The organism is Nocardia sp. 2TAF39 (assembly GCF_052114905.1).
Classification (GTDB): domain Bacteria; phylum Actinomycetota; class Actinomycetes; order Mycobacteriales; family Mycobacteriaceae; genus Nocardia.
Window position 1 is genome coordinate 103,617 of the sequence record NZ_JBFRFQ010000013.1, and the last position, 11,586, is coordinate 115,202.

At 67.3% G+C, this 11,586-nt stretch carries 13 protein-coding genes and 2 tRNA genes; 3 read left to right on the top strand and 12 right to left on the bottom strand.

Features of this window, described 5'->3' with window-relative positions; all coding sequences use genetic code 11:
• Nucleotides 1–54: 54 nt before the first annotated feature.
• From AB4Z47_RS10645 to AB4Z47_RS10670, 6 genes are all read right to left on the bottom strand, one after another.
• Nucleotides 55–1,110, bottom strand: coding sequence for an ABC transporter ATP-binding protein (locus AB4Z47_RS10645; protein ID WP_441949923.1), 1,056 nt, complete (start codon nt 1,108–1,110; stop codon nt 55–57).
• Nucleotides 1,107–2,663, bottom strand: coding sequence for an ABC transporter permease (locus AB4Z47_RS10650; RefSeq protein WP_441949980.1), 1,557 nt, complete (start codon nt 2,661–2,663; stop codon nt 1,107–1,109). The genes AB4Z47_RS10645 and AB4Z47_RS10650 overlap by 4 nt, the downstream gene beginning before the upstream one ends.
• Complete coding sequence (locus AB4Z47_RS10655) at nt 2,663–3,685, bottom strand: iron ABC transporter substrate-binding protein (protein ID WP_441949924.1); 1,023 nt, start codon at nt 3,683–3,685, stop codon at nt 2,663–2,665. Before AB4Z47_RS10655 ends, AB4Z47_RS10650 begins: the two co-directional genes overlap by 1 nt.
• Before the next feature lie 123 nt (nt 3,686–3,808).
• Nucleotides 3,809–4,153, bottom strand: a complete 345-nt coding sequence (locus tag AB4Z47_RS10660) for a hypothetical protein (protein WP_441949926.1) — start codon at nt 4,151–4,153, stop codon at nt 3,809–3,811.
• A 16-nt stretch (nt 4,154–4,169) separates the two neighbouring features.
• A complete protein-coding gene (locus AB4Z47_RS10665; protein WP_441949928.1) occupies nt 4,170–4,820 on the bottom strand; it encodes an Rv0361 family membrane protein in 651 nt (216 codons plus the stop codon).
• A gap of 199 nt (nt 4,821–5,019) precedes the next feature.
• Entirely contained in the window at nt 5,020–5,418 is a 399-nt protein-coding gene (locus tag AB4Z47_RS10670) for a nuclear transport factor 2 family protein (protein WP_441949930.1), read from the bottom strand.
• 159 nt (nt 5,419–5,577) lie between these two features.
• Between AB4Z47_RS10670 and AB4Z47_RS10675 the strand changes: the two genes are divergently transcribed.
• Both AB4Z47_RS10675 and AB4Z47_RS10680 read left to right on the top strand, forming a co-directional pair.
• Nucleotides 5,578–5,952 carry a hypothetical protein gene (locus AB4Z47_RS10675; protein WP_441949931.1) on the top strand — a complete coding sequence of 125 codons (375 nt, stop codon included), beginning with the start codon at nt 5,578–5,580 and terminating at the stop codon, nt 5,950–5,952.
• 195 nt (nt 5,953–6,147) lie between these two features.
• Nucleotides 6,148–6,834, top strand: coding sequence for a hypothetical protein (locus tag AB4Z47_RS10680; RefSeq protein WP_441949933.1), 687 nt, complete (start codon nt 6,148–6,150; stop codon nt 6,832–6,834).
• Nucleotides 6,835–6,939: 105 nt separating this feature from the next.
• Here AB4Z47_RS10680 and AB4Z47_RS10685 read toward each other — a convergent pair.
• The 6 genes from AB4Z47_RS10685 to AB4Z47_RS10710 all read right to left on the bottom strand — a co-directional run bounded on the left by AB4Z47_RS10685 (nt 6,940) and on the right by AB4Z47_RS10710 (nt 9,832).
• Nucleotides 6,940–7,010, bottom strand: a tRNA-OTHER gene (locus AB4Z47_RS10685).
• Nucleotides 7,011–7,369: 359 nt separating this feature from the next.
• Nucleotides 7,370–7,531 (bottom strand): hypothetical protein, encoded by a 162-nt coding sequence (locus AB4Z47_RS10690; protein ID WP_441949934.1) that lies wholly within the window; start codon nt 7,529–7,531, stop codon nt 7,370–7,372.
• Nucleotides 7,532–7,533: 2 nt separating this feature from the next.
• Entirely contained in the window at nt 7,534–7,866 is a 333-nt protein-coding gene (locus tag AB4Z47_RS10695; protein ID WP_441949935.1) for a DUF6247 family protein, read from the bottom strand.
• A gap of 152 nt (nt 7,867–8,018) precedes the next feature.
• Nucleotides 8,019–8,094 (bottom strand) — tRNA-Arg (locus AB4Z47_RS10700).
• 107 nt (nt 8,095–8,201) lie between these two features.
• Nucleotides 8,202–8,933 carry a DUF305 domain-containing protein gene (locus tag AB4Z47_RS10705; protein ID WP_441949936.1) on the bottom strand — a complete coding sequence of 244 codons (732 nt, stop codon included), beginning with the start codon at nt 8,931–8,933 and terminating at the stop codon, nt 8,202–8,204.
• Nucleotides 8,933–9,832 (bottom strand): DUF3105 domain-containing protein, encoded by a 900-nt coding sequence (locus AB4Z47_RS10710; RefSeq protein ID WP_441949938.1) that lies wholly within the window; start codon nt 9,830–9,832, stop codon nt 8,933–8,935. Before AB4Z47_RS10710 ends, AB4Z47_RS10705 begins: the two co-directional genes overlap by 1 nt.
• Before the next feature lie 91 nt (nt 9,833–9,923).
• On the opposite strand from AB4Z47_RS10710, the gene argS reads away from it, so the two are divergent.
• Nucleotides 9,924–11,582 carry an arginine--tRNA ligase gene (argS, locus tag AB4Z47_RS10715; RefSeq protein ID WP_441949939.1) on the top strand — a complete coding sequence of 553 codons (1,659 nt, stop codon included), beginning with the start codon at nt 9,924–9,926 and terminating at the stop codon, nt 11,580–11,582.
• Nucleotides 11,583–11,586 lie beyond the last annotated feature (4 nt).

An 11,586-nucleotide genomic window follows, 5' to 3' on the forward strand; every position in this document is an offset into this window, starting at 1 on the left:
GCCTTCGCTCGGCCCGGCGCGGGGCTGTGGACGGACTTCGACCGGCTGCGCCCCTTACACGGCCGCGCTCGGCTCGGTGTACGCCACCGCCGAGCCGAGCACCTCGAGACGCACCCGCTGTCCTGCGGTGGGCGCGGCGACACTTGCCCTGCGCACCCGCACCGGGGCGCCATGGCCGTCCAGATCGATCGTCAGCATCACATCAGCGCCGCGGAACTCGACGTCGCGAACTATGCCGCTGTCCGGCTCGCCATTCGAGAGCGTATGTGCGACAAGCTGTTCCGGTCGCATCATGATGGTCGCCGGCCCGGAGGGGGCGGACTTCTGCACCGGGATCCGTCCGAGTACGCACTTGGCTACGTCGGCCTCGACCACTGCGTCGAGCAGTACGCAGTCGCCGAGGAACCGAGCGGTGAACAGGTCTTGCGGCGCGGCGTAGACCTCCTCCGGCGTGCCGACCTGGGTGAATCGTCCCTCGCGCATCACGGCGACTTGCTGGGCGAAACTCAGCGCTTCCTCCTGGTCGTGGGTCACCAGGATGCTGGTCATCCCTGCCGCGCGCAGAGTGTCGGCCACGGTCTGCCGGGTCGCCGCGCGCAGGCCCGCGTCGAGCGCGCTGAACGGCTCGTCCAGCAGCATCACGTCCGGCTTGCGGGCCAGTGCGCGGGCCAGCGCGACGCGCTGCTGCTGGCCTCCGGAGAGCTGGTGTGGCCGCCGGTCGGCGTAGGACGGGTCGAGCGACACCATCTCCAGCAGTTCGTGCACCCGATGGTGGCCGCGGCGACGACGCAGGCCGCGCAGACCATAGGCGACGTTCTGGCCGACGGTCAGATGCGGGAACAGCGCGCCGTCCTGCGCGACGTAGCCGATGTTCCGGCGCTGTGGTGGCACCGAGAAGTGTTCGCCGACAACGGTTTCGGATCCGATCGAGACCGAACCCGCATCCGGGGACTCGAATCCGGCGATGACCCGCAGCAGCGTGGTCTTGCCGCAGCCGGACGAGCCGACCACGGCGGTCGCGCTGCGGTCGGGCACATCGAGGGTGATCCCGCCGAGCACCCGGGTGTGGCCGAACGTCTTCGACACATCGGCGACGACAAGCCGACTCATACCCCAGCCGCCTTCCGAGAGTGGGTGAACAGCAGATACGTCACCGGCACCGCGGCGACGATCATGATCAGGGCGTACGGCGCGGCGGCCGCGTAGTCCAATTCGCCCGACAGCGCCCAGAACCGCATCGCCAGCGTGCGAGTTCCGTTGGGCGCGAGCAGCAGTGTCGCGGTCAACTCGGTCGCCACGGCGACGAACACCAGTGCGGACGCGGCGGACGCGGCGGGTGCGGTGAGCCGAACGGTGACCAGAAAGAAGGTGGCGGGTCCCGACTTACCCAGCGCGTGGGAGGCCTCCTCCAGGCCCACCGGCACCTGGGCGAGCCCGGCCCGCACACTGACCAGTGCCCGGGGCAGGAATAGCAGTACGTACGCCGCGACCACCATGCTTACTGTCTGGTAGAGCGGCGGCGCCCAGCGGATGGTCACCGTCACCATGGCCAGTGCGATCACGATGCCGGGCAGCGAACTGGTGATGTAGTTGGCGCCCTCGATGATCCGCGCGAACGCCCAGGTGGAGCGAACCGCGATCCAGGCGACCGGAAACGCGCACAGCGTGGTGAGCAGCGCGGCGATCAGCGCGAGCCCGGTCGTCTGCGCCAGCGACGTGCCGATCTCGGTGAAATCCCAGACGGTCGCGCCGCCGATGCGCAACCAGCGTCCGATGGTCCACAGCGGGACGCCGAGTGCGGCAGCGGTCACCGCGACGAGCCCGGCGAGGACCGGTATCGCGCCGATTCCCAATCGGATCCGGGTCGCGGCGCGCGGCGCTCCGCCGCCGACGCGCGCATAGCGGGCGCGGCCGCGCAGTGTGGCCTCGGCTGCCAGGAGTGCCAGGCAGCACAGCACGAGAACTCCGGCGAGCATGCTGCCGGCCGCACCGGCGAAGCTGGACTGGTACTGCTCGAAGATGGCGGTGGTGAAGGTGTCGAACCGGACCATCACGAAGGCGCCGTACTCGGCGAGCAGATGCAGCGCGATCAGCAGGCCGCCGCCGAGAACGGCCAATCGCAACTGCGGCAGCACGATTCGCGCGAACACCGCGACCGGACCGGAGCCCAGCGACCGCGCCGATTCCTCCACCGCGGGATCCAGGCGGCGCAGCGTGGCCGCCGCGGGCAGGTACACCAGGGGAAAATAGGACATGGTGGCGATCACCACGCCGGCCCAGAGGCCGTGCATGGTGGGGAAGGCGCTGACCCAGGCGTAGCTGTTGACGAACGCGGGCACCGCGAGCGGCGCCGCGAAAACCGGCCCCCACCAGGACTTCCCGGGAACGTCGGTGCGTTCGACAACCCAGGCCAGCCCGACACCGAGCACCACGCAGATCGGCACGGTGCACACCACCAGGCCGACCGTATTGCGCAGCAGCTCACCGACTCTCGGGCGGAACACCAGCTCGGCAGTCTGATCGAGGCCGGTGGAGAAGACCGTCGACACGATATAGCCCAGCGGCACGAACGTCGCCGCGACCAGCAGCAGGGCGACGATCGTGACCAGGGGCCCCGGCCTGCCGATCCGGGACGCAGCGACAACGGTCCGGAGCGCCACGATTACAGCAGACCAGTCTCGGTCATCAGCGCCGTGACCTTCTTGGCGTCGAGCTGGGACGGGTCGATCGCCGGCGCCTTCAGATCGGCCAGCGGCGGAAGCGCCGGGTTGGCGGCGACATCGCTCGCGACCGGATATTCCATCGAGGTGCCGTCACGCAGCACCTCTTGCCCGGCCTTGCCTGTGACGAACGCCAAGAACTTCTGCGCCGCCTCCTGCTTCTTGCTCGACTTCAGCACGCCGCCGCCGGAGATGCTGACGAAGGCGCCTGGGTCCTGGTTCTTGAAGTAGTGCAGCGCGGTGTCTGCGCTACTCTCCTTGGTGTTGGCCTGGTCGCGGTACCAGTAGTAGTGGTAGATGACGCCGCCGTCCGGGCTACCGGAGTTGACCGCCTTCATAGTGGCCACGTTGTTCGGGAAGGCGGTCGCGTTCTCCTTCATGCCCTTCAGCCACGCACGGGTGGCGTCCTCGCCCTTCAGCGCGAGCAGTCCCGCCACGATGGCCTGGAAGTCGGCGCCGGACACACCCGCACCCCAGCGGCCCTTCCACTGCGGCTGGGCGAGGTCGAGCAGCGAGGTGGGCAGCTGGTCGGCCGATACCTTGTTCTTGTTGTAGACGAAAACCGTTGAGCGCGCCGCGATGCCGGTCCACTTGCCGGTGGAGGGGCGGAATTGCGCGGGTACCTGGTCCAGGGTCTGCTTGTCCAGGTCGGCGAAGAGTCCCGCGTTCTCCACCAGGGCCATGGCGGGGGAGTTCTCGGTCAGGAAGACGTCGGCAGGCGACGCCGCGCCCTCGGCGACGAGCTGGTTGCCCAATGCGGTGTCACCGCCTTGACGCAACGTCACCTTGATACCGGTCTGCTTGGTGAACGCGTCCGCCCACTCCTTGGTGAGCGATTCGTGCTGCGCGTTGTAGACCGTGATCTCGTTCGCGTCGTCCGAGGAATTCGAGCAGGCCGTCGAGCCGAGCGCCGCCACCGCGACCGCCAGTCCCGCGGCGAGCGATTTCCATCTGACCGGCTTCATCCTGATCCTTCCGACGCGCCGATATCCCTGTGCGTATGTTGAGGCTTACCTAAGTAACATACCGCGTCCGACGTGCCCGAACGGTCTCGGTCCCGCGGCGATACCCGGGGATTCTCCGGCTCGTCAGGTTGGATCCGAGAAGTCGTGCAACACAACGTGATTGCGCGCACCGCGAGGTAATCCGGCCGACCGAGCCCATGCGTCGATCGCGTGCACCGTGCGGGTGTCGCGCTCGGACGCTTCCGCGGTGAGGTCGTCCGTGCGGAGCGGGCGCTGGGCACCGCGGTCGGGCGGCGCAGATCGCCCAGCGCCGCGGCCGACATCACCTAGGAGTAGGGCGGAAGCCCGAGGTAATGCCGGAGCCGGCCGCAGCTCGCCGACGATCAGGCCGCTGATCTGCTCGCCGCAGTGCACGTCGTTGGCGAGGGCTCCGAGCGCGGTCCGGCGAGACGATCCGCAGCAACTCATGTGTGGATGTATTCGGTCAGGTCGATCCCGGCGCGGAGCAGACCTTCCACTGGCCGTCTTCCTTCCTCAGGTGCTCGGTGGTGCTGGTATCGGAATCGGGCGTCTCACCGGGAATCACGACCGTGAGCTTGCCGGTGATCTTCGCGGTCGCGCTGCGGCCGGTGACTGCGATGCCCTCGATCTTCTCGATGGTGACCGAGACCGTCGCCGCATCGAACTCCTTCTTCTGCTCCTCGGTCATCGCGTCGAACTCGGCGCGGTCGGCCGCGCACGCCTTCTCGGCCGCCGCGCGGAAGCCCTGCGCGCCGAGCACTTCGTAGAAGTCGCGGATGGCCAACTCGATCTTCTTCTGGTCCGAGCTGAGCGGGCCTTTGCCCTGTGAGGTCAGCAAAGCACCCACGATCGCCGCGCCCGCGATGCCGAGCGCCACGATCGCGACCAATCCGGCGATCAGACCGGCCCAGCTCTTCTTCGGCCGCGGTGGGTATCCGCCGGGTAAGCCCACGGGCGGCGGATAGCCCGGCGGCGGATAGCCCTGGCCCGGCGGCGCATGCCCCTGGCCGAGCAGCGGGCTGCCCTGACCTATAGGCGGCGGGTCGCTGGTGGGCTGCTGTTGTGGGTAGTGCGGTCGATCTTGCGGCGGCTGCCCGCCCGGCGGATAAGTCATCGTCTCGCCTCCGGTCTACCCCCGGTATTGGCACGTTACGGCAACGGCGCGCCCGGGTGACCGGAAACGAAACACCGACACCGGCGTGTCGTCGCAGGTCGGGGAACAATCCACCCCTACGCAGGCACGCCGCGCCATCGCCCACCTCGACGTTGTGCTCGAGCCGCGGTTCGAGTTCCGCTGAACCCGGCACCGCGGCTCACATCTCGAGCGCAGCGTGCCACCGGGCGGTATCGGTGTATTGGTGCAGTCGCGTGATGCGGCCGTCGACGACCTGCCAGAGGTGGACGAACTCGGCGTCGTATGCGCGCTTGGTGGCGCGTGCCGATCCGCGATAGTGGCCGGTCACCACCACCGTGCCGTCGCTGGTCTCCTGCCAGCTCTCGTCGTACGGTGCGGTGTCGAATTCCTGGGCGACCGCGCCCCAGATCCTGGTCATCGCCTCATGCGGGCCATGGAAGGTGCCGCCCGCCCCGCATGGCATGCCCGGTGCGGTCCGCGCCTGGAACTCCGGATGCAACAGCGACAGTATGGCCCGACCGTCGCCTGCCTGTGTGGCCTCGTAGAAACCTCTGACAACCTCGAACTTCGCGGACATCGCACACTCCTTCTAATATGCTCATTCTAGAATAATCATATTAGAACGATCCCTGCGTTGACCATCGACCGTGGTCGCCCTCTCGAGGAAAGTTTGTGTCCGAGCGCTCGCGGACCCGGTTGCCTGTTGCTTGCCATGGATGCGAGCTACCATTCGAACATGAGTTCGACAAGCGAGGGGCCGCCGCGGACCGATGGCACGCAACCGGAGCTGGTCTACCCGAACAAAGTCGGCCACTACTACCGGACGCTGACCTACCCGCCGCGGCCGGTGTGGGTACGGCTGGACGCGATCCTGATCCGCGATCCGGGAATCCCGCGACATGTGAACGGCGCGGGGGTCATCATGCGTGGCGAGCGCCCCGGCACGCTGACGCATTGGCTGCCCACCGTCGACGGCGACTGGATGGGCCGGGTGACCTACAGCGTCCAGTTCGCCGATGGTCGCCCAGATCTCCACCTGCGGGACCAATTGGTCCCCGCCTACGCCCTGCGCCCGCGACGCGCCCGGGAATCCGAGCGTCGATCGACGTGACTCGCGGAAGTCGGTGCATGGAAACGTTGCCATGAACTGTAGCTGTTAATTTGCCTGACCTGCCGTCTTTTCGGAGTCCCCTGAGTGGGCCCGGCCAATTCGGTTTGCTCTGAGGTGCGGCCGCTACCGGGAGCGCCGTCCCGCCTGTTGCCGGTCCGGTTGTCGCGGTGGGGGGCCGGTGATACGTTGCCGGGCATGGGATTTCAGTTGCCGCATCCCGAGGTGCTGTGGGCGCGGGTGACCGTCTTCGACGTGATCACTTCCGCGACCCATGCCGACGACGACTATCGGGTCGCGAGCGGAGAGGAGATCGGGCAATCGGCCAGAGTGGAGGGTGCTCGGCTGATCAACGACGACGGCGCGGGTAATTGGTACACGCTGATCAGGTACTCCGGTGACCGCGCGCTGTTGTTCGGTACGGACGAGGACAACGAGGTCGCGGGTACGGCCTACGATCCGCTGGCCGCAGCGCCCACCTGGGTGCACGCGGTGGACTTGACGGCGAACCGTCCCGGCGACCGTCCGATCACCTTCGTGCGCTGGTGGGAAGACGGTCGCTGGCAGCACACTTCAACGGATCTCGACGACGGCCTCGAGATGAGTCTGAGCGCCGCGGCCGACCGCGAAGGCTTCGCCGGGGGCATCATGAGCGCGGCGATTCACGCGAAGTGGGTAGAGATGGACTACGAGGCAGGCAAGCTGACTGCTCTCACTGTCGACCCCAGCGCCCTCAACGCCCTGTGTGACGCCACCGAGACCGGAACCGTCACCAACGCCCACCTCTACTTCCTCCACCCGGACCTGACCGCCTCCGCCTTCGCCTACCTTTCGCGCGCCGGGGTCCTCGCCGGCACCCCCAAGTCGACCGAGCCCCTGCCGTAACCCGCAATCCGTCCACTCCACCCAAGAAGGCCCCCGACCGCTGGTCGGGGGCCTTCGCGCGATGTGCCTCAGCAGGGTTCGGACCACACGAAGTGGAGCCATCGGCCATGGAGGCGGGGATCGAACCCGCGACCAATCCAGTCGTATGGGTGCTCTACCTTCTGAGCTACTCCATGGCCGGGGATTACTAAATCGGATGGACAGACTTCTGCGACAACCGTTTCGGCGCGGTCTGGGTGAGACTTACGTCCGGTCGGTGGAGGCGGACAGCCGGGACCGCAAGCAGTTGTCCGGGCCGGGGGCGAGCAGATTCGTGGTCGACTGCGTGACCTCTAAACGTCTTCGGGACAGCTGCGAGACAAACCGTCAATTCGCAATCCGAAGACGCGGCATTCCTGCTGCGCGACGGGCAGGCCAGCTCAGCGAAAAGTGTCGATGCCGGTCAGCCCAGCCATTGCACCAGCAGCAAATGAACCTCGCGTTGCTGCTCGAGCACGAGGTAGACGACCTGCCCGGCAGAGTCGGTGCCGAACAATCAGTAGCGGACGGCACCGTCGGGATTGGCTGTGTGCTGCGGCTGCCCCGCCCACGGCTGGACCTCGAGCACAGTCAACACTTCCGCATAGTCCGCCAGCGCTTCAGCCGGAAGGGCCGCGACCTGCTCGAACGTTTCCGGGTCTGGGATGATTCGGTACAACCTCAGCTGGCCTGCCGCCGCGCGATCAATGCCCGCATGTCCTCGATAGAACCCGCGCCCAGGTTCGCGCCGGCACGCTGGATCTGCTCGGCTTTGGCTTGCAACCGAAAGTAGGCTCCCGGCTCGCGCGCCTCGGTGGCGGCGATGTGCCGCCATTTGGTGAGCAGTTCGAGGACGCCGGAAAGTTCTTTGCTGTTCTTGGCTTGATCCAGCACGATCTCCCACTCGCGGTCGAACTCAGCGAGCATTGTGCGGGTCAGTGCCGCGCGGATCGCCGCCGGTTCAGCCGCGGGGACACCCATCACTGGTTCGGGCAGTGGTGAGGGAGAGGCCATACCTCACCCTAACGTCCCGTGTGTCCGACGTGCGACATACGTGTGACACACACAGGATGAAGGCGGCAAATCGCGGGTACTCACGGTAACTGCGCAGCACCCGGATCGGGCACGAAAAAGGCCGCCTACCAGTGATTTCGGTAGGTGGCCTTTGGTGCCCTCGGCAGGATTCGAACCTGCGGCCTTCTGCTCCGGAGGCAGACGCTCTATCCCCTGAGCTACGAGGGCGGGATAGGACTCGGTCGGGGCCGGGATGGCGGTTCCGATCGGGCTGGGTCAGCCTATCGTATCGGTCGCCGTCCGCCAAAAAGTGCGCTGGGCCGGGGACTTCGGGCTCAGCCCGCTGGGAGGGGAGCGGCGCCCCGCGCGCTGAGCATCGTCGTCAGCAGGTCGGATTCGCCGCGCTGAGTCTCCGACATGGTCTCGGCGAGCGTGCGTACCGCGGTTGTCTCGGCGTGCTGGGCGGCATAGTCGATCATCGGGAGCCCACCCTGGTGGTGGCGCAGCATCAGATGCAGGAACATCGTGTCGAGCTCGGGCCCGGTGGCTTGGCGCAGTGCGGCGAGTTCGGCGGACGTTGCCATGCCGGGCATGGTGGCCATCGGGCCGGGCATGCTGTGGCCGGGCGAGCTCGCACCGGAATGGTCGTGACTGCTCGACGGTTCGGTCATCCAGCCCATGTATCCGTCCACGCTCTGCGCCGACTTGCCCCACAGCTGCAGCCAGCCCTGCATGCGGCCGATCTGGCTCTGCTGGGTGGTGAGGATGTCGTAGGCGAGGCGGCGCACGTCGGTGCCGGTGGAACGCACCAGCACAACGCCCGCCATTTCCACGGCCTGAGCGTGATGCGCCGACATGTCCTGGCTGAAACCGACGTCGACGATGCCGGGGTCCGGCTCGGACGAGGTGTCCAGTGGGATCCGTGCCAGCACGCCGACCGCGAAGCCGATCAGGATGGCACCGATCGTGCCGAGGATCACCAGCGCGGTGCGCTGGTGGCGGACCTGTCCGCCGGGACCGGATGCGGGCTTCGCCGCGGCATCGGGGATATCGAGGTCGGAGGCCACTACTGTCCCGCCCCCGGTGCGGACTGCGTCGGCGCCGGAGCGCCAGGCAGCCCGGGGAGACCGGGGACGCCGGGCACACCCGGCAGGCCACCGGGCATACCGCCGCCGAGCTCGGACGGGTCGGGCTGCAGGCCCTTGCCGTCCATCGGCACCGCGTCGGGTCCGGGCGGCGTCGGGTCGAATGGCGGCGGGTTGTCGGTATCGAAGACGATCGTCGAGCAGTCCGCCCCGACCTCCGGGTAGGTGTAGGAGTTCAGCCGCAGCGCGGTGATGAACTGGCCGACGCGCTTGTCGTCGGGGCTGTCCAACTTCAACTGGTGACCCCATGCCTGCAGTGACACCGGGGAGTCCTGCCCGGGGTAGGGCGACATCAACGTGTACGGCTTGCCCTGGACCTTCGCCTTCAGCGTTTCGATCCCCTCGGCGTTCACCTTGTCCGGGTTGTACGTGATCCAGATGGCGCCGTGCTCGAGCGAATGCACCGCGTTCTCCACCCGGATCGGCTTGCTGTAGACCACGCCGGTGCACGTTGCCCAGGACTGGTCGTGTGGACCGCCGAACGGTGGCGACTGGTCGTAGGCCACACGCTGGGTCGGGCCGATGTGCAGACCGGCCGGGTACTCCTTCTTCACCACGCCCGAGATGTCGTCCGAGGGGTCTTTCTTCTGTGCGCTCGGCGTGAACTTGTCCAGGTCGGCCTTCTCCTGGTACTTGGGGACCAGGTTGTAAGCCAGCGCACCGATCAATGCGATGATGACTACGGCCGCACCGATGGCCGGCCAGGGGATCTGGCGATTCTTCTTCGGAAGTTGCCCACGTCCGCCGCCTTTGCGGGGAGCCGACAACTTCGCCGCGGCCTTGGCGGCCTTGGCCGATTTGGCGCTGGGACTGCTCGGCATCGCTCGTTGTGCTCTTTCGACGTGATGGATCCACTGGCTGCGCAGTGCCCACCCGAGGTGTACACCCGCTCAGACCATAGGATAGAGACTCGTGACTCCAGCTGACCTTGCAGATCTCCTTCGCGCGACTGCGGCGAAGGTGCTTGTCGAACGTGGCCTGGACCCTGCGGTCCTGCCCGACGAGGTCAAGGTGGAGCGTCCCCGTAACCCGGAACACGGCGACTATGCCACGAATGTGGCGCTGCAGGTGGCCAAGCGGGCCGGAACGAACTCGCGTGAGCTGGCGGCCTGGCTGGCCGACGCGCTGGCCGACGCGGACGGTGTTGCGACCGCCGAGGTCGCCGGGCCGGGCTTCCTGAACATCCGCCTCGCCGCGTCCGCACAGGGCGCGATCCTCGAGCAGGTGCTCGCCGCGGGCGCCGCGTACGGCACCGGGGAGACGCTGAAGGGCACCCGAATCAATCTCGAGTTCGTGTCGGCCAACCCGACCGGCCCGGTGCATCTCGGTGGCACCCGCTGGGCCTCGGTGGGCGACGCGCTGGGCCGGATCCTGGCCGCGCAGGGCGCCGACGTGGTCCGCGAGTACTACTTCAACGACCACGGCGCGCAGATCGACCGGTTCGCGGCCTCGCTGGTCGCCGCGGCGACCGGCGCGCCGACCCCGGACAACGGTTATGCGGGCGCCTACATCGGCGAGATCGCCGAGAAGATCGTGGCCACATACCCTGACGTGCTGAACAAGCCGGAGGCCGAGTGGCTCGAGCTGTTCCGTGCCGAGGGCGTCGAGCTGATGTTCGCCCACATCAAGGAGTCGCTGCACGAGTTCGGCACCGACTTCGACGTCTACTTCAACGAGAGCTCGCTGTTCGAGTCCGGCGCGGTCGAGCAGGCCGTGGAGAACTTGAAGAACTCCGGCGACCTCTACGAGAAGGACGGAGCCTGGTGGATCGCCAGCTCCGAATACGGTGACGACCAGGACCGGGTGGTCATCAAAAGTGACGGCAAGGCCGCCTATATCGCGGGCGACATCGCCTACTTCCAGAACAAGCGTGCACGCGGCTTCGATCTGTGCATCTACATGCTCGGCGCCGATCACCACGGCTACATCGGCAGGCTGAAGGCCGCTGCCGCCGCGTTCGGCGACGACCCGGACACTGTCGAGGTGCTCATCGGGCAGATGGTGAATCTGCTCAAAGACGGCGTCGCGGTGAAGATGAGCAAGCGGGCGGGCACGGTGGTGACGCTCGACGACTTGGTCGAGGCGATCGGCGTGGACGCGGCGCGGTACTCGCTGGTGCGCTCGTCGGTGAACTCGAGCATCGACATCGACCTGAACCTGTGGACCAGCCAGAGCAACGAGAACCCGGTCTACTACGTGCAGTACGCGCACGCGCGGACCGCGTCCATCGCACGTAACGCCGCCGAGTTCGAATACCACTCGGTCACACCGGATCTCGCGCTGCTGACCGCCGAGGAGGAGGGCGAGCTGATCCGCACCCTTGGTGAGTACCCGCGCGTCGTGGTCAGCGCGGCGAGCCTGCGCGAGCCGCACCGGGTGTCCCGCTACCTGGAGGAGTTGGCCGGCGCCTATCACCGTTTCCAGACCAACAAGAACCTGCGTGTCCTTCCGCTGGGTGACGAGCCCGTCTCGACGACGAACGCCGCCCGGCTGGTCCTGGTCAACGCCACGCGTCAGGTCCTGGCCAACGGTCTCGGCCTGCTCGGCGTCGGCGCGCCGGAGCGCATGTGAACGG